Source organism: Mesorhizobium sp. M6A.T.Ce.TU.016.01.1.1 (genome assembly GCF_003997065.1).
GTDB lineage: Bacteria > Pseudomonadota > Alphaproteobacteria > Rhizobiales > Rhizobiaceae > Mesorhizobium > Mesorhizobium mediterraneum.
Window position 1 is genome coordinate 213,078 of record NZ_RZTJ01000008.1, and the last position, 22,860, is coordinate 235,937.

Below are 22,860 nucleotides of genomic sequence, written 5' to 3' on the forward strand. Positions count from 1 at the left end.
GGCCCAATAGGCCAGGCGTTTCGCGCCGGAATGGCAAACGGCTTGCACGTCGATGCCGTCGAGAGACGCCAGACGCCGAGCCTGCACAAAACCACCGGACCTAGTACAATCATGACCAAAGCGACAACAGCCATGAAGAAGAGCGGCTCGAAGGAAGGAGAAAACACTCCCTCTCAGTTGATAGATGCGAGAATCAACGAGCTGAGCGATTGGCGGGGCGAGACGCTCGCTCGGGTCCGAAGCCTCATCAAGCAGGCCGACCCCGAAGTGGTCGAGGAGTGGAAGTGGCGAGGGGTTCCGGTGTGGGAGCACGCGGGAATAATCTGCACCGGTGAGACGTACAAGAATGTCGTGAAGATGACCTTCGCCAAGGGCGCCTCGCTGGAAGACCCTGCAGGCCTTTTCAACTCCAGCCTCGAAGGCAACACCCAGCGCGCCATCGATATCCATGAGGGCGACAAGATCGATGAAGAGGCGTTGAAGGCGCTCATTCGCGCCGCCGTGGCACTGAACATGTCGGTGCGAGCTACCGCCCGCCCTCAGAAACCAAAGAGCGCTTGAGGATCATCCGCATCCAGCCAGACTCACTCCTCGCGGTCGCCTCCCTCAAGGCCTTACGAGCATCGCTCCAGCGGGAAAAATCCCTACTGCAGCAGTCCCTTGACCATGCCGCTCGCCTTGGAGAAATCCATCTGGCCGGCATATTTCTCCTTGAGCACGGCCATCACCTTGCCCATGTCCTTGACGCCGCTGGCGCCGGTCTCGGCGATGGCGGCGCGGATCGCCGCTTCGGTCTCGGCCTGCCCCAGTTGCATCGGCAGGAAATCGCGGATGATAGCCATCTCGTCGCGCTCCTGCGCGGCAAGCTCCGGCCGCTTGCCGTCGTCGAACGCCTTGGCCGACTCCTCGCGCTGCTTCACCATCTTGGCCAGTATCTGCAGGATCTCGTCATCGCTGGCCGGCTCCTTGCCGGCGCCGCGATTGGCAATGTCGCGATCGTGAATGGCCGCCTGGATCAGCCGCAAGGTCGGCAGCCGGCGCTTGTCCTGCGCCTTCATCGCGCTCTTCAGGGATTCAGCGATTTTGCCGCGCATGATGCTTTCTCCTTCGATCCGGCGCGGACAATAGCCTTGCCCAAAGCCCAAGGCAAATTCGACACCGACCGGCAAATGCCTGATATCGTTCAATGAAATAAATCGATGCCGTTCGGGATGGCCGCATTGACCGCTCTGGCGCCTTATCCTATGTACTGGGCCTTGCATGAGCTGAATTTTTGTTGCGCGCGCTGGCTGCGAAATCGCAGCTGCGCGCGGTTTGCTGCGCAGAGTGGTCCGCCGGACCGATTGAAGGGCGCAGCCTTTTAGGAGTGCCGCCATGGCAACGATGACCGCTGCGTCGACCCCCCCTTGGGCCACCGAAAAGCCGACCGCCTTGCTGGTGCTGGCCGACGGCACCGTCATCGAGGGTCGCGGTCTTGGCGCCACCGGCTCCGCCGTTGCCGAGGTTTGCTTCAATACCGCGCTGACAGGCTATCAGGAAATCCTCACCGATCCGTCCTATGCCGGCCAGATCGTCACCTTCACCTTTCCGCATATCGGCAATATCGGCACCAATGACGAGGACATCGAGGATCTCAACCCGGTTGCCCGCGCCGGCGCCGTCGGCGCCGTGTTCAAGGCCGACGTCACCAACCCGTCCAGCTATCGCGCCGCAGCCGGTCTCGACCAGTGGCTGAAGAAACGCGGCATCATAGCGCTTTCAGGCATCGACACCCGCGCGCTTACCGCGCTGATCCGTGAAAAGGGCATGCCCAACGCCGTCATCGCCCACGCGCCTGACGGCATCTTCGACATTGACGATCTGAAGCGCCGTGCCGCCGCCTGGTCCGGCCTGATCGGGCTTGATCTGGCCAAAGACGTCACTTCCGGCCAGTCCTCGGTCTGGCGCGAGACGCCCTGGGTCTGGGACGAGGGCTTTGGCGAACAGATCGATCCGTCCATGCATGTCGTCGCCATCGACTACGGCGTCAAGCGCAACATATTGCGCCTGCTTGCCGGTCTTGGCGCCAAGGTCACCGTGGTGCCGGCCAACACCGGCGCCGAGGAGATCCTCGCCATGCGGCCCGACGGCATCTTTCTCTCCAACGGTCCCGGTGATCCGGAAGCCACCGGCGACTACGCCGTTCCGGTCATCCAGGACCTGCTGAAGACCGACATCCCGGTCTTCGGCATCTGCCTGGGCCACCAGATGCTGGCGCTGGCGCTGGGTGGCAAGACCGCCAAAATGCATCAGGGCCATCACGGCGCCAACCATCCGGTCAAGGATCACACCACCGGCAAGGTCGAGATCGTCTCGATGAATCACGGCTTTGCCGTCGATGCCGACTCGTTGCCGAGCGGCGTCGAAGAAACCCATGTCTCGCTGTTCGACGGCTCGAATTGCGGCATCACTCTGACAGGCAGGCCGGTCTTCTCGGTCCAGCACCATCCCGAAGCCTCGCCCGGCCCACAGGATTCGCACTATCTGTTCCGCCGCTTCGTCAATCTCATCCGCGAAAAGCGCGGCGAGCCGGCGCTGGCCGAGCGCGCCTGATTCAGGTTCGCACCGTCGCCGTCGTGACGTCCTTCACCGCGACCGGTCTTTCGACCCTGAGCACGAATGCTATTAACGACAAGGCAAGAAAAATGCCGCCGAGCACAAAGGGCGCGCCGCCGAACACCACCGGCGCGCTCGGCCCGGTGAACCAGGCGAAGATTCCGGTATAAAGCAGCGGCGTGATGATGCTGGTGATCGAAAACACGCTCGTCATCGCACCTTGCAATTCGCCCTGCGCGGAGGGCGGCACCTTGGCCGCCGCCAGGCTCCGCAGCGGCGGGTCGGCCAGCGCCTCGAGGCAGGTCGCCACGATCACCGCATAGATCATCCATCCCTTCCATGCCGCAGCATAGCCGAAGGCGGCGAGCGCGGTAAAAGCAAGACCGATGGCGGCGGTCCGCCATTCGCCGAGCCGTGGAATGACGCGCGGCAGGACAAAACCCATCACCAGTGCCCCGCCAAGACCGAAGACGCCGAGCGAGAGGCCGATCTGCTGTTCGCTCCAGCCATAGCGGTAACTGCCGACGAACGACCACACGGCAGGGTACATCATGTGGCCGAGCGTCATCAGGAAGAACACCAGCCCGATCCAGCCGATGCCATGATAGTTGCGCATCTGCTTGAGGGCGCCGAGAGGATTGGCGCGGCGCCACTCGAACCGACGCCGATGGTGCTGCTCCAGCGTTTCCGGCAGGAAGAACCAGCCGACGATGAAGTTGATGAGTGCAAGCCCCGCCGCGCCCCAGAACGGCACGCGCGGCCCGAATTCGCCCAGCAATCCGCCCAGCACCGGGCCGATGATGAACCCGACACCGAAGGCGATGCCAAGCAGGCCGAAATTCTTCGCCCTGTTCTCGTCGGTGCTGACATCGGCGATGAAGGCGGAGGCGGTCGAGTAGCTGGCGCCGCTGATGCCGGCCAGCACCCGGCCGATGAACAGGACCGAATAGGACCAGGCGACCGCGCAGATCAGATTGTCGATGGCGAAGGTCAGCACTGAGGCCAGCAGGATCGGGCGGCGCCCGAAGCGGTCGCTGAGATTGCCGACCAGCGGCGCGAACAGGAACTGCATGGCCGCATAGACGAAGAACAGCCAGCCCCCCTCGATCGCCGCTTCGCTGACACCAACGCCGGTCAGCTCCTGCAGATAGGCCGGCAGCACCGGCATGATGATGCCGATGCCGGTAATGTCGAGCAACAGCGTGGTGAAAACAAGCGCAAGCCCCCGCCCGGCGGTTTTGGCTTCGATCATGACGGTATCGACTCCTGGAGCCGCCTCGGAGCGAAGGCGGAAGAACTCGTTGTAGGCGAGTCAGCCGCGCAGAACAATAAGAGAACACGCCAGGAATTTTGTTCCTGACATCAACTGTCGACATGAGTGCGGCCACGGCCTGCAGCGCAGCTCGCCGCTTCAACGGTCATTTCAACGGGGTCCGAACACCTCAGATCGGGGTGTTGAACGTATCGCAATCAGAGAGCTTGCCGCTCCTGTAGCCGCGCGCCAGCCAGGTCTGCCGCTGCTGCGACGTGCCATGGTTGAAGCTTTCCGGAATGACATAGCCCTGCATCTTCTTCTGCATCGTGTCGTCGCCGATCTGCTGGGCGGCGTTCAGCGCCTCTTCCATGTCGCCCTGTTCCAGGATGCCTTTTTGCCCGGTGAAATGCGCCCAGACGCCGGCGAAGCAATCGGCCTGAAGCTCGACCTGCACCGACATGTGGTTGGATTCGGCCTCGCCCATCTGCTGGCGCATCTGGTTGAACTTGGGCAGGATGCCGGTGAGGTTCTGCACATGATGGCCGACCTCATGCGCGATCACATAGGCCTGGGCGAAATCGCCCGAGGCGCCGAATTGCTGGTCGAGCTGCTGAAAGAAGGTGGTGTCGAGATAGACCTTGCGGTCGCCGGGACAGTAGAAAGGTCCGGCCGCAGACGAGGCGGAGCCGCAGGCCGAGCGGATTTGTCCGCTGAACAGAACCAGCTTCGGATCTTCGTAGGTCAGGCCGTTGGCCTGGAAAATGCCGCTCCAGGTATCCTCGGTCTCGGCCAGCACGGTCGAGACGAACTGCTTCATCTCGTCGGAGGCCGGCGCACCGGTGCCACCGCCCTGCTCGCCGCTATTGTCGGTGATCTGGCCGCCGCCGCCCGGCGCCAGGCCGCCATCGCCGCCGGCCAGGATCTGCAGCGGATCGATGCCGAAGGCCTTCAGTCCGAAGTAGAGGACCACGAGAATGACGATGGTCGACAGCGACATTCCGCCGCCAGAGCGGCCGCCGACCGGGATGCGGAACCGGCCGGGGCCGCCGCCCGGCAGGTTGAACCCGCCACCGCTCTGACCACGTTGGTCCTGGACATTGTCACTCTGACGACGACCCTTCCAGAGCATGGCGAATCCCCGTAAAGTATTTCCGGTCCATCGAACCGTGTTTCGGTTCGACCGGACACGACAACAAATATCCCAACGGTTGCACCAAGTCACAGCATTTTTCGCATGGAGGCACTCCGCAGCGTTGCAACCGTCATGGCACGCTGCGCAAATGGACGGCGGGTCGCAACATCATGGTTCTCGGCGTCAATCGTGCGACGCGGCTCCGGCGTCGTGCGCATGCAGGGCGTCAATGCCCGCGCCGTCGCCATGCTCCAGCTGATGCAGGCGCCACGCTGCTCGCGGACACTCTGTTGGCGCCTTTCCGGGCCTTGGGTATTACGCTCAGATCTTCTGCTTGGCGCCGGCGCTCTTTCCGTCCGAGCTCTTCGAGCGCTCATCGAAGCGGGCCGCACCTTTTTTCAGTTGATGCCCGGTTTCCGCTTCCGTCTTGCGCTCGTCCTTCGCCGCAGCTTGCTTCAATCCCTTGGCAGCTTGCTTGCCCTTCGGTGTCGGTGCCTGTTCAACGCCCATCGTATCCTCCTCGGCCTCGCGCCATCGCGTGGCACGATCTCAAACGCAGCGGCAACGCGGCGGTTCCGGCAGGACTGTCGACAATGGCTGTAGACTTAGCGTGTCGCCGTCATCGCCTTGCGAAACGCTTCAAGCGTCTCGGCGCTGACATGGTGCTCGATGCCCTCGGCGTCGATGCGCGCCGTCTCGGCGCTGACGCCGAGCGAGCGCAGGAAGGCTTCCACAGTCTGATGGCGAATGCGGCTCTCTTCCGCGACCTTGCGGCCGGCATCGGTCAGGAACACGCCCCGGTAGGGTTTCCTGGAGACGAGCCCGTCCGCGCACAGTCGCGTCAGCATTTTGGCGACGGTCGGCTGGGCTACGCCGAGCCGCGCCGCGATGTCGACCTGGCGCGCCTCGTTGCCGTCCTCGATCAGGTCGGCGATGAGCTCGACATAGTCCTCGACCAGCGCGCTGCGGCGCGCTTCGCGCGTTTGCCTAAACCCCTCCGAGTGACTTTCGGCGTCAGGCAGCGGCTTTTCGCGTGGAACCGGTCTATTCTTCAGCGCCAATACGCGCTCCTCCTCGACTGTCTGCGGATAGGCCGGCATTTATACATTCATAGCACGGGCTTCCATTCTTCTGGCCCTTTATTTGCATTCGACGGCAGGCGCAACCAGCCTTTCCGATTCACCCGCGCTTCGCCAGCAGGGGACACTATTCAAAAGCACAAACAATGAAACATAGCATATTGCATAATGTTCAGCCCTGACATAGATAGAATGGCAACTTAGCCGATCCATCGGAAATCCCCCCATGTCAGAAGCCGAAGCCGCAACAGCATCCCGAACCATGTGGCGATTTGCCCGGCCGGAAGAGGACGAGCAGCCAAGCCTGCGCGAGGTCAACGCCTCGATCGCGGTGCCGCAGTCGGGCGTCTGGTTTCGCCGGCTGTTCGCCTTCATGGGGCCGGGCTACATGGTTTCGGTCGGCTATATGGATCCGGGCAACTGGGCGACCGACCTCGCCGGCGGCGCCCAGTTCGGCTACACGCTGCTCTTCATCATCATGCTGTCGAACCTGATGGCGATCCTGCTGCAGGCGCTCGCCGCCAGGCTCGGCATCGCCACCGGTCGCGACCTCGCCCAGGCCTGCCGTGCCTATTATCCGCGGCCGGTCAATTTCATGCTGTGGATCGCCTGCGAACTGGCCATCATCGCCTGCGACCTGGCCGAGGTCATCGGCACGGCGATTGCGCTGCAGCTGCTGTTTGGCATTCCGCTGATCGGCGGCGCCGTCTTGACCGCCCTCGACGCTTTCCTCGTTCTGCTGCTGATGAACAGGGGCTTCCGTTACCTCGAGGCCTTCATCGTTGCGCTTTTGATCATCATCTTCGGTTGCTTCGCCATCCAGATCTTCGCCGCCGCTCCGCCGGTCGGCTCGATCCTGCATTCCATGTTCGTGCCGTCGTCGGAGATCGTCACCAACCCGGCGATGCTCTACATCGCCATCGGCATCATCGGCGCCACCGTGATGCCGCATAATCTCTATCTGCATTCCTCGATCGTGCAGACCCGCGCCTATGAGCGCACCGAAGCTGGCAAGCGCGATGCCATCAAATGGGCAACCACCGACTCGACCATCGCCTTGATATTGGCGCTGTTCGTCAACGCCTCCATCCTGATCGTCTCGGCGGTGGCCTTCCACGGCACCGGCCATCACGACGTCGCCGAGATCGGCCAGGCCTTCGAGCTTCTCTCGCCGCTGCTCGGCCTCGGCATCGCTTCGATCCTGTTTGCCGTGGCGCTGCTTGCCTCCGGCTTGAACTCCACGGTGACGGCGACGCTCGCCGGCCAGATCGTGATGGAGGGCTTCCTGCGCCTGCGTATTCCGCAATGGGCGCGCCGCCTGCTGACGCGCGGCATCGCCATCATCCCGGTGGTGGTCGTCACCGCGCTCTATGGCGAGAAGGGAACCGGCCAACTCCTCGTCTTCAGTCAGGTGATCCTGTCGATGCAGCTCCCCTTCGCAGTGGTGCCGCTGGTTCAGTTCGTCTCCGACAAGCGCAAGATGGGCAGTCTCGCCATCCCACGGGGCGTCGCCGCGCTGGCCTGGGCGGTCGCCGCTCTCATCCTGGTGCTCAACTTCAAGCTGCTCTACGACACCGTCGCCGGCATCGGCTGAGGCGTTTTTGGCTCTCCGCCGCAGGGGATCCAAACAATCGCAAAGCGTTCGGCCAGAGGCGATCTGGACTGATGCGACAAATCGGCAGTCTGCGCTATCTTGATGCCATGACCAATCTCGCCGATGTGTGCCGCTTCTATGCGCGACTGATGACTGCCAATGCAGGTTCGGCCGATCCGCGTCTCGAAGGCGTGTTCGCCGCGGTCCCGCGCGAAGCCTTTCTCGGCCCTGGGCCGTGGACGGTCGTCGCCGGCAACGGCAAGGTCGAAACGCCGAGCGCCGATCCCGTACACATCTATCAGAACGTGCTGGTAGCGCTTGACGCCGATAAGGGCATCAACAATGGCGAGCCGTTTCTGCACGCCATTTGGATCGGCAAGGTGGCGCCAAAACCCGGCGAGATCGTGACCCATGTCGGCGCAGGCACCGGCTATTACACAGCTCTGCTGGCCCAGTTGATTTCGCCGGGCGGCGCAGTCATAGCCTTCGAACTGGAACCCAGTCTCGCCGACCGCGCGATAAAGAATCTCGAAGCTTATGACGGGGTGACCGTCATCCATGGCGATGCGGTCATAAGCGGCCTGCCACCGTCCGACATCATCTACGTCAATGCCGGCGTCGCGGCACCACCGGCCAAGTGGCTGAAGGCGCTAAAACCCGGCGGCCGCATGGTCTTTCCGTGGCGTCCGTCCGAGCGCGTTGGCCTCGCTGTGATGGTGACCCGCACTGAACAGGGTCTTGCCTGCGATCCGTTCATGCGGTCATGGTTCATCCCTTGCATCGGCGCCTCGCTCGCAAGTTCCGCGACGAAAATCCCCAATCGCGAAAAGGCGGCGCGCAGCCGCTCGATCTGGCTGACGGCCGACAAGGCACCGGACCACACCGCCACTGCCGTCATCGGCGACGTCTGGTTCTCGTCGCGGAGCACTGGGCCTTCGTGAAACCGGAATGCCGGAAATTTTTCAGGCTCCTGTCGGACAGACGTCTGCTCGCACGTCCTTTGGCCGAACTCCGGCCCCGACGGCACGGATGATGAAAAAGGGAGAATCCAATGAGGAAGATCATCACTGCGACATTCGTCAGCCTCGACGGCGTCATGCAGGCGCCTGGCGGGCCGGAAGAAGACCCGGTCGGCGGCTTCGAATTCGGTGGCTGGACGTTCCATTACTGGGACGACGTCGGAGGCGCCTTTATTGGTGAGACCTTCGCAAAACCCTTCGCGCTGCTCCTCGGCCGCAAGACCTACGACATCTTCGCCGCGCATTGGCCGTACCAGAAGAGCGGTCCGATCGCCGACAGCTTCAACGCCGCCACCAAATATGTGGCAACGCACCGGCCCGATACGCTGTCGTGGCAAAACAGCCAGTGGCTCGGCGACGACGTCGTGGCCGCACTGCGCCAGCTCAAGCAGGAGGACGGCCCGGACCTGCTCATCCAGGGATCGAGCGAACTCATCCAGACCTTGCTCGCCAATGACTTGATCGACCAGATCAGCCTGCTGACCTTCCCGCTGGTGCTTGGCAAGGGCAAGCGGTTGTTCGGCAGCGGCGCAATTCCGGCGGCCTTCACGCTGAGCCGCTCACAGGTATCGACCACCGGCGTCATCATGGCGACCTATGAACGTGGCGGTGAGATCAAGACCGGGTCTTTCGCCCAGGAACAGCCGTCCGAAGCCGAGATCGAGAGACGCCGAACCTGGAAATAGACGACCGCGCGCTGCGTTAACAACAAGGGGATGACCGACATCGGCCGTCCCTTTGCCATTTTGCCGATCACGCCGCCTGTTGCCGCCGCGCCAGCCCGTCGCGGATGCACGCGGCAAACTCCCGCGCCGCCGGCCCGACACCATGCTTCGGCAGATGCAAATTGATCGAGAAATTCGGCAAGGCCGGCAGCTCCGGATCGGCGGCCAGGATGTCGAGATCGCCCGGCACGGTGGAGGCCAGCCAGGTCGTGACGGCCAGGTCCGAACGCACAGTCGCCGTCGTCGCGTCGAGGTTGCCGTTCTCGAACACGGTCCGCCATTCCAGCCCATGCTCGTTGAGCGCCGCCAGCACCGCCGGGCGGAAGGCGCAGGTGTCGGCCACCATCGAAACCGGCAAAGGCCGCTTGCGGCGGGCTATGCCGCCTCTCGCGCCGACCCAGACCAGCCGGTCGATGGCGAGACATTCGCCGGCGGACGGACCGACCGGTTCCTCGATCACGGCAAGGTCTATCGTGCCAGTCGCCAATGCCGCCGAAAGCTCTGGCGACGAGGCGCAGACCAGCGAAATCTCGACCTGCGGATAGGTCTCGGCATAGGTCTTCAGCACCGGCGCAAGCATGGTGCCGACAAGATCGTACGGCACGCCGAGCCGCACCTCACCAGCGACCGCGCTGGTCGCCATCTCGGCCCAGATCTCGTCGTTCAGGGAGAGCAGGCGCTTGCCCTTGCCGAACAGTCGTTCCCCGGAACGGGTCAGTCTCAGCCCGCGCCGGTCGCGCTCGAACAGGCTGCAGCCGAGAACCTCCTCCAGCCGCTTGATCTGCTGGCTGACGGCGCCCTGCGTCAGATGCAGCGCGTTCGCAGCCGCCGTCATGCTGGCCTTGTCGGCGACGGTGACGAAGGTCCTGACCAAGGCCGTGTCGAGATTGCGGATCATGGTTTGCATTATATTCTCTAATGCCAACCATAGCAAACATTGCATTTACTGATGCCTGACAATGCTTAGCATGCTGGATTCCCAACAGAGGAAACAGCATGTTTGAGGCCATCCTTCCGCTCTTCCTGTTTGCGCTGGTCTCGACCTCCACGCCCGGCATGGCCACGACCTTGTCGACAGCGTCGGGGGCGCAGTTCGGCTTTCGCCGCTCGGTTCCGCTGATGGCCGGAAGTGCTGCCGGCCTGGCCACGGTGGCCGCGGCAGGTGCGGCCGGGCTCGCCGGCCTGCTGGCGGCGGCTCCGTCCCTGCAGCTGGCGATGAAGATAGCCGGATCGCTCTATCTGATCTGGCTCGCCGTCAAGATCGGCCGCAGCGGTCCACCCAATCTGGACGTGACCATGGCAAAGCCGAACAGCTTTTTCGGTGGCGCCGGCCTGCAATGGATGAACCCCAAGGGCTGGGCGATGGGATTGGGGGCGGCGGCATCTTTTGCCGCACTCGCCAACGGACCGCTGCAGCTTGCCCTGTTACTCGGCGCGGTCTTTGGCCTGGCAGCCGCGCTGTCGCTGTCGGCGTGGTGCGTGGCGGGCACGCTGCTCGCCCGGTTGCTTAGAACCGAGCGGCAGTGGCGGGTGTTGAACATTGCGCTCGGCCTGCTGCTGGCCGCCTCGATCATCCCGATGTGGCGAACAGCCTAAACGCTTGAGTTCCTCGTCCCACCTGCGTGGGGCGAGGAACCCAAATTCTGCGGGGGCGCCAATCCCACCTCGGCCTTCAAGCCGCGTAGCGTGCCGCCGGTTTGTCAGCATGCAAGCTGCCGTAAAGGGCTTGCCGAGCGCCAAGGAAGATGTCCAGCTTGGCCGCATCGGCAAGCGCTGGTGCAGTGACGGCTTCACCCCTGGCAAGGCCGACAAGTGCTGCATCCACCAGATCGTCGGCCGTCATGATGATCTCCTTCGGGAGGCTGTCGATATCGCTGCCCGCAAGTTCCCAGAACTCGGTTCGCGTGGCCCCTGGCAGCACCACCTGCGCCTTCACCCCGGTGCCGGTGACTTCGCGCTGCAAGGCTTCGGTGAAGTTGACGACATAGGCCTTGGTGCCGCTGTAGATACCGCCGAACGAGGTGTCGAAGGCCAGCACCGAGGCGATGTTGACGATGGCGCCGCGGTTGCGCGACAGCAGTCCCGGCAGGACCGCGCGCGTCAGCCGGGTCAGCGCCACGACATTGACCTTGATCATCCGCTCGGCCACGTCGGCGTCGGCCGTTGCCACGAGTTGCGCACCGCCAAGGCCGGCATTATTGACCAGTAGCGTCACGCTGTCGTCGGCCGATATCACCTGCTCGACGCGGCGCACATCGTTGTCGTCGGCAAGATCGGCGCTGATCACGCCGACCTTGCGGCCGTATTCGGCGCGCAGCTTGCCGGCCAGTTCCTCCAGCCGCTCGGCGCGCCGCGCCACCAGCACCAGATCATATCCCTGCCCCGCCAACCGGTCCGCATAAACAGCGCCGATGCCCGACGAGGCGCCGGTGACAACCGCCGTGCCCTTGTTGTTCTGTCCACTCATTGTCCTGTTCCTTTTTTCGGTTGATCTGCTTCGCTTCGAACCGGTGCAGGCACGGTGGGCGATCGCCCTCGCCTTGCCGGCAAAGCCGTGCGATTCAATTAGTGGCATATGCCACTGTTTGCGAAGTAGGTATATGCCACTATCTTGTCAATGATTGACGCGGGGAATATTTGTGAGGCAGTGAACGGACATCATGTTGCCGTCGCCAAGGACCCATCATGTCGAAAGACACCCTTCCGGGCCTGACCCTTTGCAACAACGCCGTGCTGCGCCGCGCGACGCGCAAGCTTGGTCAGTTCTACGACGATGTGGTCGCCCCGTCGGGCCTGAAGGCCACTCAGCAAGGCCTGCTCTACCAGATCCATATCGGGGACGAACCGGCCATGGGCGCCATTGCCGCTGCCCTCGTTATGGACCTGTCGGCACTCGGCCATACGCTGAAGCCGCTGATCCGCGACGGTTATGTCGAGACCTTCACTGATCCGGATGACCGCCGTATCAAGCGCGTGCGGCTGACGCCGCAGGGCTCGGTCAAGCTCGATGAGGCCATGAAGCTGTGGCGCGTCGCCCAGCAGCGTTTTGAGGACATGGTCGGCAAGGAGCAGGCGGCAATGTTGCGCGCGGCGCTGGACGACATCGCCGCGCTGGATTTTGGTATACCGCCGGCAGCGCCCTGAGGTCTCGAACAGCGGCGGTAGCCAGAACTTATTCCGCCGGCATTGCCACCGCCCGGGCCGCCCGGTGGCCGGCCAGCATGACGCCAAGACCCAGGATCGGGAACGCTGCGGCGACCAGGCCGAGATCAGCCGGCGCGCCATAGCGCAGCACCGCGCCGCCGACGACGGCGCCCAGCGCCACGCCGAGATAGAGCGCCGAGCCGTTGAGCGACAGCACGATGGGCGCCGCGTCGGGCGCCAGCCTGATGATGCGGCTCGCCTGCGCCGGCGGGAAGGCCCAGCCGACGATGCCCCACGGCACCATCATGGCCATCAGCGCCGGCCCGGCGATGCTGTGCGGCAGGAATGTCGGGATGACCGAGAGCATGACCAGCATCACCGCGCTCAGCGCCAGCGACCAGCTGACGGTGCGCGTCGCGCCGAAGCGGTCGGCCGCCTGCCCGCCGGCAATATTGCCGATAACGGCGCCGACACCGAAGGCAAGCAGCATGCCGGGCAGCGCGATCGGGCTCAAGCCTCCGCCTTCGATGGCTAGCGGCGCGACAAAGGCAAAGACCGTGAAGGCGCCGGTGAGCGCCAAAAGCGTGGTCAGCAGGATCGATGGCACGCCGGGGCGAAGGGTTGCGGCCAGCCGTTGCCTGAGCGGCAGCTTGGTGCCGACGATGCCGCGGGGCAGCCGGTACCATAGGATTGCGCCGGCCAATGCGCCGAGCGCGGCGATGGCAAAGAACGTGCCGCGCCAGCCGGCAACTGTCGCGACAAGCGCGCCGAGCGGCGCGCCGACCGCCACCGCCACCGTGGTGCCGCCGACGACGACGGCAATGGCGCGGGCGCGGTGATGATCATCGACAAGCGCCACGGCCGTCCCTTGCGCCGTCGCCGCGAACAGGCCGGACGACAGCGCCATGACGATGCGCGCGATCAGCAGCAGTTCGAACGACGAACTCAGCGCCGCCGCCAGATTGCCCAGCACGAAAAACACCAGCGTCCACAAGATGACGCGCCGCCGGTCCCATTCGCCGGTGAGCGTCGCCAGGATCGGCGTGCCGAGCGCATAGGCGAGCGCGAAGGCGGTGATCAGCGTCCCGGCGAGTGGAACGGAGATGGCGGCATCGGCTGCGATGTCGGGCAGCAGGCTTGAAATGACGAAGCCTTCGGTCGCGATCGTGAATGATCCGAGCGCAAGCCAGATGAGGCGCTTGTCCATGGATTCTTCCTTAGTTCAAAATTTATTGAACAATTGAACATAACAGGGCATGATGTCAATGTAACCTCGCGAAAATAGCTGACCCCTGCTGACAGCCCTGTGTCAGGACAGGGCATGAATGTAGAAACTATGTGCACTCGCCAAAGGAGGAGATGCGTTGAAATCGGCCCCGATTGCGCTTAATTCCTGGGCATGACCCTGCCCCATCCCACCGCCGACCAGATCAGTCTGCCGAACGTGCTTGCCGTGCTCGGCGATCCCACGCGGCTGGCCATCGTGCGCTATCTCGCCAGCAAGGAAGGCGTGCCGCTGAACTGCAGCCAATTCCTCGATCTCGGCTCGAAGACCAATCTGAGCTATCATTTGGCCAAGCTGCGGGAGGCCGGCGTTACCCGCGCCGAGGTGCTCGGCACCAGCCGGCTGATTACACTGCGCCGCGACGACCTCGATGCCCGCTTTCCGGGCCTGCTCGACAGCGTCATTGCGGCTACCGTCAACGATACGGCGCTGCCCGCGATCGGCGCCCCCGAGATCGAAATCCAAGCATAGCCGTCTCCCGGCACCCGCCAGTACCGAGCACAACTCGCCAGGATTGGTTGGTGTCCTGGCAGTCCTCCTGCTATGCCTCGCTTCGACCCAACGGAGTTTCCCATGCGCATTGCCGTCCTCGCCGATATCCACGGCAACGTCCTCGCCCTGGACGCTGTGCTCGACGATCTGCGGCAACGCGGCGGCGCCGACCTCCTCGTCAATCTCGGCGATTGCGTCTCCGGCCCGCTCTGGCCGCGCGAAACCATGGAGCGGCTTGAAGCGCTCGCCCTGCCGACGGTGCGCGGCAATCACGACCGCCGCGTCGCCCGCGACACCGCCGATGAAACCATGTGGCCGTCCGACCGCTACGCACAGGAGCGGCTGACATCGGCGCAGCGCGAGGCGCTGTTCGCCTTGCCCCTCACGCTGGAGATCGCACCTGGGGTAACCGCCTTCCATGCCCGGCCCGACCATGACGAAAAATATCTGACCGATACGATAGCCGACGGCCAGCTGGTGCGCGCGCCGCTGGCCGCCATCAAGCGGCGGCTGGGCGCGCTCGATCCCGCTTGCCGCATCGTGCTGTGCGGCCATAGCCACCGCAGCGAGCTGGTCCGTATCCCCGACGGCCCGGTCGTCTTCAATCCGGGCAGCATCGGCTGTCCCGCCTATGACGATTCGACACCACCGGCGCATGTTTCCGAGCAAGGTTCTCCGCATGCACGCTACGGCATCGTAGAACTGGGCGAGCGGGGCCGCCCCGACCGCTTCGAGGCCATCGCCGTCGATTATGACCACGAGGCGGCGGCGCGGCAGGCCGAACAGGCGGGACGGCCGGAATGGGCCCACGCGCTACGCACCGGATTTATGCCAGGCTGAACGCGGAACGCGTTCATGCCGGGTTGAACGAGGAACGAGTTCATACCCCAGGCTGAACGCGGAACGCGTTCATGCCCGGCTGAACGAGGTACGAGCTCATGCCCGGCTGAACCGTCTTCATGCCAGGGTCGCATTTTCGGGCTTACATAGCGCCATGTCGTCCCTTATAAAATCGAGCTGGCGTCCGGTGGCGTTTCCGTACCTGGCCGCGCCTTCGGTAATGCATCTATCGCCCACGGCCAAAATGATGAGGCGCACAGTTACGCTCCGAACGACGCTGTACGCGCTGATTGCCGCCCCTCTCCTGCTGGCGCTGCTGCCGGCCAGGGCCGAGGAGGCGCCTTTCGTTTCCATCGTGACCGACCTCGCTCCAGGCGATCTCCTGAACGTCCGCGCGACGGCATCGGCGATGGGTAAGATCCAGGCTCGACTGCCGAATGGTACGAGCGTCAACAATCTCGGCTGTAATGACGTCAATGGCTACCGCTGGTGCAAGGTCGCGGAGATCGACAACCCGCAACTGACCGGATGGGCTCCTGCGCGCTACCTGAACCCCGAGAATCCGGCGGCCGTTGCGGATGCGGATACCGAAACGGCCGGCGAAGGCACAGCCCCAGCTGGGGCCTCGAACCCGGCAACCGCAGATCAGCCGCTGCCGGACCTGACAGCGCGCCTGGGCGCGGCCGGTCAGGAAACCACGATGACGGCGGCTGAGGCAATCGGCAGGGCCGCCATAGAGGATGCCTTGGCGGTCGCTGCCAGCGGAAATCCTTCGACGGGGGAGATGCAGGTGTCCGCAGCGGCGGAGCCCGTCCAGAGCCGCGCCGCCAATACGGCACCTCCGGCCGACGCACAAACCGTTGCGCGGCTGCAGCCGCCAGGGCCGCCAGTCCCTGGTGCCCGCAACGAGATTCCTTGCGCGCGCTATGTCGGGCAGCCGATGACCAGATGCGGAGCCAATGTCGAGCGGCTGGCCGACGGCAAAGTCAATGTGACGGTGACCTGGCCCGACAGCGGCACGCGCGTCATCAGCTTCGCCGCCGGCCTGCCGACCAGTTCCGATGCATCGGGCGAATTCCGCTTCACCCGCGAGGGCACCCTGAACATGATCCGCGTAGGCGTTTCCGAACGCTTCGAGATCACGGATCAGTTGGCTGGGTTAGGGAATAGGGCAGTAGGGCAGTAGGGCAGTAGGGTAGTATGTCTTAAGGGGCGCTCGAACCTACTCCCCTACTCCCCTACTGCGTACTCGCATTTTAGGGGGTTACATCAGGCAAAACTCTTCCCTATAAGGCCCTCCTAGCCTGATACCAGAATCGCGAGCACAACCGGCCGGGTCTTCCCGTCCGGTTTTTCGTGCAAGCCGCCTGCCGAACGGACCTTCGATATGCCAAGACGCACCGACATCAAGTCGATCCTGATCATCGGGGCCGGCCCCATCGTCATCGGTCAGGCCTGCGAGTTCGACTATTCCGGCACCCAGGCCTGCAAGGCGCTGAAGGAAGAGGGTTTTCGCGTCATCCTGGTCAATTCCAACCCGGCCACCATCATGACCGACCCGGAGCTGGCCGACGCCACCTATATCGAGCCGATCACGCCGGAAGTGGTTGCCAAGATCATCGCCAAGGAGCGGCCGGACGCGCTGCTACCGACCATGGGCGGCCAGACCGCGCTCAACACTGCTCTGTCGCTGCGTCGCATGGGCGTGCTCGAACGCTACAATGTCGAGATGATCGGCGCCGACGCCACGGCAATAGACAAGGCCGAGGACCGCGCGCTGTTTCGCGAGGCGATGAAGAAGATCGGCCTGGAAACGCCGAAGTCGATGCTGGCCAACGCCACCGACGTCAAGAACGCCGACCGCAAGACGCACGAGGCCGAGCGCGCCGCGTTGAAGGCCGAGAAGCCCGAAAACCTCGACGCCGCGCTCGACGCGCTGGAAACGCGCTGGAACCTCGGCGAGGGCGACCGCAAGCAGCGCTACATCAGCCATGGCATGGCGATCGCCGCCCAGGCGCTCGACCATGTCGGCCTGCCCGCCATCATCCGCCCGTCCTTCACCATGGGCGGCACCGGCGGCGGCATCGCCTACAACCGTGCCGAATTCTACGAGATCGTCCAGTCCGGCCTAGATGCCTCGCCGACCACCGAAGTGCTGATCGAGGAGAGCGTGCTCGGCTGGAAGGAGTATGAGATGGAGGTTGTTCGCGACAAGGCCGACAACTGCATCATTGTCTGCTCGATCGAGAACATCGACCCGATGGGCGTGCACACCGGCGATTCGATCACCGTCGCCCCTGCTCTGACGCTGACCGACAAAGAGTATCAGATGATGCGCAACGCCTCGATCGCGGTGCTGCGCGAGATCGGCGTCGAGACCGGCGGCTCCAACGTGCAGTTTGCCGTCAACCCGGCCGACGGACGCCTGGTGGTCATCGAGATGAACCCGCGCGTCTCGCGCTCGTCGGCTCTCGCCTCCAAGGCGACCGGCTTCCCCATCGCCAAGATCGCGGCAAAACTCGCCGTCGGCTACACGCTGGACGAGCTGGAGAACGACATCACCGGTGGCGCGACACCGGCCTCCTTCGAGCCGTCGATCGATTACGTCGTCACAAAAATCCCGCGCTTTGCCTTCGAGAAATTCCCCGGCGCCGAGCCGACGCTGACCACGGCGATGAAGTCGGTCGGCGAGGTCATGGCCATCGGCCGCACGTTCCAGGAATCGCTGCAGAAGGCGTTGCGTGGGCTTGAAACCGGCCTGACGGGTCTGGACGAGATCGAGATCCCCGGCATCGCGCACGGCGCGGCCAGCCACGCCGACGACCGCAACGCCATCCGCGCCGCCCTCGGCACGCCGACGCCCGACCGGCTGCGCATGGTGGCGCAGGCGATCCGCATGGGCACCTCGCTGGAAGACGTGCACGCCATGTGCAAGATCGACCCGTGGTTCCTCGAGCAGATCGCCGGCATCCTGGCCATGGAAGACCGCATCCGCGAGCACGGCATCCCCGAGGACGCCGCCAATCTGCGCATGCTGAAGGCGATGGGTTTTTCCGATGCCCGCCTCGCCTCCCTGGTCAGGAAAGACGTGGAAGAGATCCAGAAGATTCGCGACAAGCTCGACGTTCATCCGGTTTACAAGCGCATCGACACTTGCGCCGCCGAATTCGCCTCGCCCACCGCCTACATGTATTCGACCTATGAAGTGCCCTTTGCCGGCGCCCTCGCCAACGAGGCGCAGGTCTCGTCGCGCAAGAAGGTCGTCATTCTCGGCGGCGGGCCGAACCGCATCGGTCAGGGCATCGAGTTCGACTATTGCTGCTGCCACGCTGCCTTTGCGCTGCGCGACGCCGGCTTCGAGGCGATCATGGTCAACTGCAACCCCGAAACCGTGTCGACCGACTACGACACCTCGGACCGGCTCTATTTCGAGCCGCTGACGCCGGAGGACGTGCTGGAGATCCTGCGCGCCGAACAGGCGTCTGGCGAGCTGGTCGGCGTCATTGTCCAGTTCGGCGGCCAGACGCCGCTGAAGCTCGCCGACGCGCTGGAGAAGGCCGGCATTCCGATCCTCGGCACCTCGCCCGACATGATCGATCTGGCCGAAGACCGCGACCGCTTCCAGAAGCTGTTGCACAAGCTCGGCCTCAGCCAGCCGAAGAACGGCATCGCCTATTCGGTCGAGCAGGCCCGCCTCGTCGCCGGCGAGCTCGGCTTCCCGCTGGTGGTGCGCCCATCCTATGTGCTGGGCGGCCGCGCCATGCAGATCATCCACGACGAGGGCATGCTGCAATCCTACCTGCTCGACACCGTGCCCGGCCTGGTGCCGGAGGACATCAAGCAGAAATACCCCAACGACAAGACAGGCCAGATCAACACGCTGCTCGGCAAGAACCCGCTGCTGTTCGACACCTATCTGTCGGGCGCCATCGAGGTCGATGTCGACTGCCTGTGCGACGGCAAGTCCACTTTCGTCTCCGGCATCCTGGAACACATCGAGGAGGCCGGCATCCATTCGGGCGACAGTGCCTGCTCGCTGCCGGTGCACTCGCTCCCTTCCGACCTCGTTGACGAGCTGGAGCGCCAGACGGCCGCCCTTGCCCGCGCGCTCAATGTCGGCGGCCTGATGAACGTGCAATATGCGATCAAGGATGGCACCGTCTACGTTCTGGAGGTCAACCCGCGCGCGTCGCGCACCGTGCCCTTCGTCGCCAAGACCATCGGCCGTCCCATAGCCAAGATCGCTGCCCGCATCATGGCCGGCGAGAGCCTGGAAGATGCCTTCGCCCATTACGGCGCCATGCCCGACCCGCGTAACCCCGGCCACATCGCGGTCAAGGAAGCGGTGTTCCCCTTCGCCCGTTTCCCCGGCGTTGACATATTGCTCGGACCGGAAATGCGCTCGACCGGCGAGGTGATGGGCCTCGACCGCGACTTCGCGCTGGCTTTCGCCAAGAGCCAGCTTGGCGCCGGCGTCGACCTCCCACGCTCCGGCACGTTGTTCGTCTCGGTGCGCGACGAGGACAAGAAAGGCATCCTGCCGGCGGTCAAGCGCCTCGCCGGCCAAGGCTTCAAGGTGCTCGCCACGTCAGGCACCGCGCGCTTCCTCGCCGAAAACGGCGTCGCCGCCGAGAAAATCAACAAGGTGCTGGAAGGCCGCCCACACATCGAGGACGCCATCCGCAACCGCCAGGTGCAGATCGTCTTCAACACCACGGACGGCCAGAAGGCGGTGTCGGATTCGAAGTCGCTGCGCAGGGCAACGCTGATGCAGAAGGTGCCGTATTACACGACGCTCTCGGGTGCGGCTGCGGTGGCGGAGGCTATTGCGGCGCTGAGGGCGGGGAGTTTGGAAGTCAGGCCGCTGCAGGAGTATTTTGCTTAGGCGATTAGCCAATCTCCCTCCTTGTGGGGGAGATGGCCGGCAGGCCAGAGGGGGTGCTGTCCCGCCGACGCTGCGATCCCTATAGCACCTTGGTTCTTTCGTGCCGATCCGCCTTCCCCAAGAGGGTGAAGAGGCGTCCTTGCCCGCCCGAGATTGACCGCAAAACAGCTAACGTTGCTGTCGCTCGGCTCAGTTGAGAAACCCAATAAACCGTCCCGCGAACAGCACCGACGTCCACAGCACCAGCGAAAGCACCGCCAGGATGGTGACGGTCCCGCCGGCCGGCTCGTCACCGCCTTTTGCGCGGCGCATGAAGACGAGGAAGTTGGCGCCGGCGAGGAGGATGAGTGTCATCTTGGCGAGGAAAATCGGCATCGCCGCATACTCCCTCGCCCTGACTGAAAAGAGCAGCGACCCCGTGACAAGCGCGCCGGCGAACGCGGTAAATGCGGTGCGGCGCAGCAACGCGACGAACGCCGCCTGCGGCAGTGAGCGGAAGGCGCCGAGGACTCTGAGGTCCATGAGCCAGACGCTGGTCAGCAGCGCGCCGATCGACATGATGTGGAGCGCATTGACTATGGGGTAGGCGACGAATGAGGCCTTCAATGCCCGCACGAAGGCGAGTTGCTCGATGCCGGCGAGGAACTCGTCCATTCAAGCCGGCGGCACACGGTCGGGATAGACGTCATAAGCCTTACCGTTGACAATGACGCGGGCTGCTTTCATGCGCTTTTCGGCCTCGTCGAGCGAGCGGTGGCCGATCGCGGTCACCTCGTCGCCGATCTTGGCAACCTCCTCCGTGAAGCCGGCGGCAATGGTTCGGGACGGCGGCGCCATCTCCACCCTCCAGACCTCTCCCTCTGCGTCGACATCCAGCGTGGCGTGCGGATTGCCGATATAGATGGCCGTGATCTTGCCCCGGAGTTCGAAAAACCCGTCCTCGGTCCACGACCAGCCGTGATGGGCGTAAGCCGCGGTGCCGGCGGCAAGGATCACTGCCGCTGCCAGCGTGACGTTCCGAATCCCGTTGAAAGGTGACTGCATCGCTCGCCTCCTCGGCTCATCCCGTCAGTATTCGAGAGTAGGTCGCGGCGCGGCAACGTCAAATCACATCGGTGCGAAGGGCAGTTGGCGGAGCTGCCGATCTCCGGGGAGATGCCCGGCAGGACAGAGGGGGTGCTGTCCCTCCGGCCTGTCAGCCCATCGCAGCCAAGCCCTCCGGCTGATTCCCGGCTGGGAATGGCTGAAGTTGGAGATCCGTCCCACCCCCCTCTGTCCTGCCGGACATCTCCCCCGCAAGGGGGGAGATCGGATGTGAGGGCGCAGCGCCAACCTGGAAGCGATTGTCCCGCGGAATGAACGGTCCGGTCTTGCTTATGACGTATATGCACGCCATGTTCGGCACGCCGCTCTTCTTGTCCATCGGATGAAGGTCGGAGACTCAACACCTGAACGAGGCAAACCATGAGCAGTATTAGAGACCGTCAGGAAGGCTTCGAAAAGAAGTTTGCGATGGACGAGGAGACGAAGTTCAAGGCCATGGCGCGCCGTAACAAGCTGCTCGGCCTATGGGCCGCCGAAAAGCTCGGCAAGACCGGCGAGGACGCCGACGCCTATGCGAAAGAGGTGGTGCGCGCGGACTTCGAAGAGGCCGGGGACGACGACGTGTTCCGCAAGATACGCGCCGATCTCGACGCAGCCGGCGTCGCCCAGTCGGACCATCAGATTCGCAGCGCCATGGCCGAACTGTTGGTGACTGCGGTCGAGCAGATCAAAACGAGCTGAGAGCAGCGCCAGCTTAAAGCGCATCGCGACGCGCTTTAAGTTCTTGTTTTATGCATGTCGTTATCCCAAAACCGCTGCGCACTTTTGGGCGACATGCACTAGCTGTGGGCGGCCACCAAATCCTTTATGCGCTCTTCGTGCATCCGCAGCGTCGGTAGCGTCTTCTTGGCGAATTCCTTCAGCGCCGGGTCTTCGCCTGACCGCGCATAGGTGGAAAACAGCGCCAATGCCTGCTTGTGCGCCTCGGTCTGCAGGATGATGTATTTCGCCTGGAATTCATCGCCGTCGAGGGTGTTTAGCTGGTCCAGCATCGCCTGGTCCTTCGGCAACAAAGCGGGGCCGCTCGGTGTCACCGAGGCGGTGGTCTGGCTCTGTTCGAGAGCTGCCTTGAAGTCCTCACCAGCCTTGGTGTGATCTTTGACCATCAGCGAGGCGAAATCCTTCACATCGGCGGCGACGTTCTTGCCCTGCGCCAGCTTGCTGCTTTCGATTTCGAACTGGCCGGCACTGGCGACGGTCCTGGAAAAGGTGGCGGTGTCGACCTTGCTGTCGGTCGGAGCGGGAAGATCGGCCGGCTGGGAACTGGACTGGGCGAAAGCTGCGGGCGCTGCAGCAAGCAGGGCAAGTGCGGCAATGGCAAGATTCGGTCTCATTGGAACCTCCGGGTTGTAATCCTCGGAGAGTTAACGTGACGCAAGCGGCGAAGTTGCGCCTTTCCTTCTCCCCTTGTGGGAGAAGGTGGCCGAGCGAAGCTCGGTCGGATGAGGGGTGTTCCAGCTTGGCAGGACGCTTGCTGGAGCAGCCCATCGGCGCCGAGACGGCGCATATTTGCCAACGCCTCATTTCTTCCAACACCCCTCTACCGTCTCGGCGCTAACGCGCCGATCCACCTTCTCCCACAAGGAGACCTTTGCACAGAAGCCGAACGGTGATTCTGTGGTGAAGGTTGGAGCAGGGAGATTCGGGATGGCGGATCGTGTTTTGGGTCAGTTGAGTCTGGCGGACGGTCTGGCGGCGTCGGATGAGACGA

Annotated in this window: 24 protein-coding genes; 13 read left to right on the top strand and 11 right to left on the bottom strand. The window is 63.8% G+C overall.

Annotated features, from left to right (window positions below; all coding sequences use genetic code 11):
- The first annotated feature begins 111 nt into the window (after window positions 1-111).
- A complete protein-coding gene (locus EOC94_RS17590) occupies window positions 112-561 on the top strand; it encodes a DUF1801 domain-containing protein (RefSeq protein ID WP_127292117.1) in 450 nt (149 codons plus the stop codon).
- An 83-nt stretch (window positions 562-644) separates the two neighbouring features.
- On the opposite strand, the gene EOC94_RS17595 is transcribed toward EOC94_RS17590, so the two are convergent.
- Entirely contained in the window at window positions 645-1,094 is a 450-nt protein-coding gene (locus tag EOC94_RS17595) for a GatB/YqeY domain-containing protein (protein ID WP_126105351.1), read from the bottom strand.
- A 280-nt stretch (window positions 1,095-1,374) separates the two neighbouring features.
- On the opposite strand from EOC94_RS17595, the gene carA reads away from it, so the two are divergent.
- Entirely contained in the window at window positions 1,375-2,592 is a 1,218-nt protein-coding gene (gene carA / locus EOC94_RS17600; protein ID WP_127292120.1) for a glutamine-hydrolyzing carbamoyl-phosphate synthase small subunit, read from the top strand.
- A gap of 1 nt (window position 2,593) precedes the next feature.
- Here carA and EOC94_RS17605 read toward each other — a convergent pair whose 3' ends face one another.
- The 4 genes from EOC94_RS17605 to mntR all read right to left on the bottom strand — a co-directional run bounded on the left by EOC94_RS17605 (window position 2,594) and on the right by mntR (window position 6,043).
- Window positions 2,594-3,847 carry a TCR/Tet family MFS transporter gene (locus EOC94_RS17605; protein ID WP_127292123.1) on the bottom strand — a complete coding sequence of 418 codons (1,254 nt, stop codon included), beginning with the start codon at window positions 3,845-3,847 and terminating at the stop codon, window positions 2,594-2,596.
- Between the two features lie 190 nt (window positions 3,848-4,037).
- On the bottom strand, window positions 4,038-4,979 hold the full coding sequence (locus EOC94_RS17610) for a neutral zinc metallopeptidase (RefSeq protein WP_095488928.1): 942 nt from the start codon (window positions 4,977-4,979) through the stop codon (window positions 4,038-4,040).
- A gap of 324 nt (window positions 4,980-5,303) precedes the next feature.
- Window positions 5,304-5,492, bottom strand: a complete 189-nt coding sequence (locus tag EOC94_RS17615) for a hypothetical protein (RefSeq protein ID WP_127292125.1) — start codon at window positions 5,490-5,492, stop codon at window positions 5,304-5,306.
- A 95-nt stretch (window positions 5,493-5,587) separates the two neighbouring features.
- Entirely contained in the window at window positions 5,588-6,043 is a 456-nt protein-coding gene (mntR, locus tag EOC94_RS17620; RefSeq protein ID WP_185928271.1) for a manganese-binding transcriptional regulator MntR, read from the bottom strand.
- A 244-nt stretch (window positions 6,044-6,287) separates the two neighbouring features.
- Here mntR and EOC94_RS17625 point away from each other — a divergent pair, with 244 nt between their 5' ends.
- From EOC94_RS17625 to EOC94_RS17635, 3 genes are all read left to right on the top strand, one after another.
- Complete coding sequence (locus EOC94_RS17625; protein ID WP_127292131.1) at window positions 6,288-7,655, top strand: Nramp family divalent metal transporter; 1,368 nt, start codon at window positions 6,288-6,290, stop codon at window positions 7,653-7,655.
- A 107-nt stretch (window positions 7,656-7,762) separates the two neighbouring features.
- Entirely contained in the window at window positions 7,763-8,596 is an 834-nt protein-coding gene (locus tag EOC94_RS17630) for a protein-L-isoaspartate O-methyltransferase (protein ID WP_127292184.1), read from the top strand.
- A gap of 110 nt (window positions 8,597-8,706) precedes the next feature.
- A complete protein-coding gene (locus EOC94_RS17635) occupies window positions 8,707-9,360 on the top strand; it encodes a dihydrofolate reductase family protein (RefSeq protein WP_127292133.1) in 654 nt (217 codons plus the stop codon).
- 67 nt (window positions 9,361-9,427) lie between these two features.
- Here EOC94_RS17635 and EOC94_RS17640 read toward each other — a convergent pair whose 3' ends face one another.
- Complete coding sequence (locus EOC94_RS17640; protein WP_127292187.1) at window positions 9,428-10,297, bottom strand: LysR substrate-binding domain-containing protein; 870 nt, start codon at window positions 10,295-10,297, stop codon at window positions 9,428-9,430.
- 98 nt (window positions 10,298-10,395) lie between these two features.
- Between EOC94_RS17640 and EOC94_RS17645 the strand changes: the two genes are divergently transcribed.
- Entirely contained in the window at window positions 10,396-10,995 is a 600-nt protein-coding gene (locus tag EOC94_RS17645; RefSeq protein ID WP_127292136.1) for a LysE family translocator, read from the top strand.
- Window positions 10,996-11,071: 76 nt separating this feature from the next.
- On the opposite strand, the gene EOC94_RS17650 is transcribed toward EOC94_RS17645, so the two are convergent.
- Window positions 11,072-11,866, bottom strand: coding sequence for an SDR family oxidoreductase (locus EOC94_RS17650; RefSeq protein ID WP_095489227.1), 795 nt, complete (start codon window positions 11,864-11,866; stop codon window positions 11,072-11,074).
- Window positions 11,867-12,084: 218 nt separating this feature from the next.
- On the opposite strand from EOC94_RS17650, the gene EOC94_RS17655 reads away from it, so the two are divergent.
- Window positions 12,085-12,543 (top strand): MarR family winged helix-turn-helix transcriptional regulator, encoded by a 459-nt coding sequence (locus EOC94_RS17655; protein ID WP_095488922.1) that lies wholly within the window; start codon window positions 12,085-12,087, stop codon window positions 12,541-12,543.
- A 28-nt stretch (window positions 12,544-12,571) separates the two neighbouring features.
- Here the strand turns inward: EOC94_RS17655 and EOC94_RS17660 are convergent, their stop codons facing one another.
- Entirely contained in the window at window positions 12,572-13,750 is a 1,179-nt protein-coding gene (locus tag EOC94_RS17660) for an MFS transporter (protein ID WP_127292139.1), read from the bottom strand.
- Window positions 13,751-13,942: 192 nt separating this feature from the next.
- Here EOC94_RS17660 and EOC94_RS17665 point away from each other — a divergent pair, with 192 nt between their 5' ends.
- The 4 genes from EOC94_RS17665 (at window position 13,943) to carB (ending at window position 20,045) form a co-directional block, all read left to right on the top strand.
- Complete coding sequence (locus EOC94_RS17665; RefSeq protein ID WP_127292142.1) at window positions 13,943-14,299, top strand: helix-turn-helix transcriptional regulator; 357 nt, start codon at window positions 13,943-13,945, stop codon at window positions 14,297-14,299.
- 102 nt (window positions 14,300-14,401) lie between these two features.
- Window positions 14,402-15,160 carry a metallophosphoesterase family protein gene (locus tag EOC94_RS17670; RefSeq protein WP_127292145.1) on the top strand — a complete coding sequence of 253 codons (759 nt, stop codon included), beginning with the start codon at window positions 14,402-14,404 and terminating at the stop codon, window positions 15,158-15,160.
- Window positions 15,161-15,407: 247 nt separating this feature from the next.
- A complete protein-coding gene (locus tag EOC94_RS17675; protein ID WP_127292147.1) occupies window positions 15,408-16,346 on the top strand; it encodes an SH3 domain-containing protein in 939 nt (312 codons plus the stop codon).
- 201 nt (window positions 16,347-16,547) lie between these two features.
- Window positions 16,548-20,045, top strand: a complete 3,498-nt coding sequence (carB, locus tag EOC94_RS17680) for a carbamoyl-phosphate synthase large subunit (protein WP_127292150.1) — start codon at window positions 16,548-16,550, stop codon at window positions 20,043-20,045.
- Window positions 20,046-20,234: 189 nt separating this feature from the next.
- On the opposite strand, the gene EOC94_RS17685 is transcribed toward carB, so the two are convergent.
- Together EOC94_RS17685 and EOC94_RS17690 are read right to left on the bottom strand one after the other, a co-directional pair.
- On the bottom strand, window positions 20,235-20,699 hold the full coding sequence (locus tag EOC94_RS17685; RefSeq protein WP_127292153.1) for a DUF6644 family protein: 465 nt from the start codon (window positions 20,697-20,699) through the stop codon (window positions 20,235-20,237).
- On the bottom strand, window positions 20,700-21,089 hold the full coding sequence (locus tag EOC94_RS17690) for a DUF6152 family protein (RefSeq protein WP_095488914.1): 390 nt from the start codon (window positions 21,087-21,089) through the stop codon (window positions 20,700-20,702). It abuts the gene before it with no gap.
- A gap of 420 nt (window positions 21,090-21,509) precedes the next feature.
- Here EOC94_RS17690 and EOC94_RS17695 point away from each other — a divergent pair, with 420 nt between their 5' ends.
- The gene (locus tag EOC94_RS17695; protein ID WP_126105334.1) at window positions 21,510-21,830 is read left to right on the top strand and encodes a DUF1476 domain-containing protein; all 321 of its coding nucleotides are present in this window, start codon (window positions 21,510-21,512) and stop codon (window positions 21,828-21,830) included.
- Window positions 21,831-21,928: 98 nt separating this feature from the next.
- Here EOC94_RS17695 and EOC94_RS17700 read toward each other — a convergent pair whose 3' ends face one another.
- A complete protein-coding gene (locus EOC94_RS17700) occupies window positions 21,929-22,483 on the bottom strand; it encodes a DUF4142 domain-containing protein (protein WP_127292155.1) in 555 nt (184 codons plus the stop codon).
- Window positions 22,484-22,598: 115 nt separating this feature from the next.
- Between EOC94_RS17700 and EOC94_RS34335 the strand changes: the two genes are divergently transcribed.
- Window positions 22,599-22,860, top strand: a 262-nt coding sequence (locus tag EOC94_RS34335; protein WP_210212084.1) for a hypothetical protein, incomplete at its 3' end; no start/stop codon positions are given.

Coding starts and splice junctions, on each gene's coding strand:
- EOC94_RS17615 (WP_127292125.1), bottom strand. CDS start 5,492: ATGGGCGTTGAACAGGCACCGACACCGAAGGGCAAGCAAGCTGCCAAG.
- EOC94_RS17590 (WP_127292117.1), top strand. CDS start 112: ATGACCAAAGCGACAACAGCCATGAAGAAGAGCGGCTCGAAGGAAGGA.
- EOC94_RS17675 (WP_127292147.1), top strand. CDS start 15,408: ATGAGGCGCACAGTTACGCTCCGAACGACGCTGTACGCGCTGATTGCC.
- EOC94_RS17660 (WP_127292139.1), bottom strand. CDS start 13,750: ATGGACAAGCGCCTCATCTGGCTTGCGCTCGGATCATTCACGATCGCG.
- EOC94_RS17665 (WP_127292142.1), top strand. CDS start 13,943: ATGACCCTGCCCCATCCCACCGCCGACCAGATCAGTCTGCCGAACGTG.
- carA (WP_127292120.1), top strand. CDS start 1,375: ATGGCAACGATGACCGCTGCGTCGACCCCCCCTTGGGCCACCGAAAAG.
- EOC94_RS17630 (WP_127292184.1), top strand. CDS start 7,763: ATGACCAATCTCGCCGATGTGTGCCGCTTCTATGCGCGACTGATGACT.
- EOC94_RS17685 (WP_127292153.1), bottom strand. CDS start 20,699: ATGGACGAGTTCCTCGCCGGCATCGAGCAACTCGCCTTCGTGCGGGCA.
- carB (WP_127292150.1), top strand. CDS start 16,548: ATGCCAAGACGCACCGACATCAAGTCGATCCTGATCATCGGGGCCGGC.
- EOC94_RS17640 (WP_127292187.1), bottom strand. CDS start 10,297: ATGATCCGCAATCTCGACACGGCCTTGGTCAGGACCTTCGTCACCGTC.
- EOC94_RS17625 (WP_127292131.1), top strand. CDS start 6,288: ATGTCAGAAGCCGAAGCCGCAACAGCATCCCGAACCATGTGGCGATTT.
- EOC94_RS17605 (WP_127292123.1), bottom strand. CDS start 3,847: ATGATCGAAGCCAAAACCGCCGGGCGGGGGCTTGCGCTTGTTTTCACC.
- EOC94_RS17690 (WP_095488914.1), bottom strand. CDS start 21,089: ATGCAGTCACCTTTCAACGGGATTCGGAACGTCACGCTGGCAGCGGCA.
- EOC94_RS17700 (WP_127292155.1), bottom strand. CDS start 22,483: ATGAGACCGAATCTTGCCATTGCCGCACTTGCCCTGCTTGCTGCAGCG.
- EOC94_RS17650 (WP_095489227.1), bottom strand. CDS start 11,866: ATGAGTGGACAGAACAACAAGGGCACGGCGGTTGTCACCGGCGCCTCG.
- EOC94_RS17595 (WP_126105351.1), bottom strand. CDS start 1,094: ATGCGCGGCAAAATCGCTGAATCCCTGAAGAGCGCGATGAAGGCGCAG.
- EOC94_RS17645 (WP_127292136.1), top strand. CDS start 10,396: ATGTTTGAGGCCATCCTTCCGCTCTTCCTGTTTGCGCTGGTCTCGACC.
- EOC94_RS17610 (WP_095488928.1), bottom strand. CDS start 4,979: ATGCTCTGGAAGGGTCGTCGTCAGAGTGACAATGTCCAGGACCAACGT.
- EOC94_RS17670 (WP_127292145.1), top strand. CDS start 14,402: ATGCGCATTGCCGTCCTCGCCGATATCCACGGCAACGTCCTCGCCCTG.
- EOC94_RS17655 (WP_095488922.1), top strand. CDS start 12,085: ATGTCGAAAGACACCCTTCCGGGCCTGACCCTTTGCAACAACGCCGTG.
- EOC94_RS17695 (WP_126105334.1), top strand. CDS start 21,510: ATGAGCAGTATTAGAGACCGTCAGGAAGGCTTCGAAAAGAAGTTTGCG.
- EOC94_RS17635 (WP_127292133.1), top strand. CDS start 8,707: ATGAGGAAGATCATCACTGCGACATTCGTCAGCCTCGACGGCGTCATG.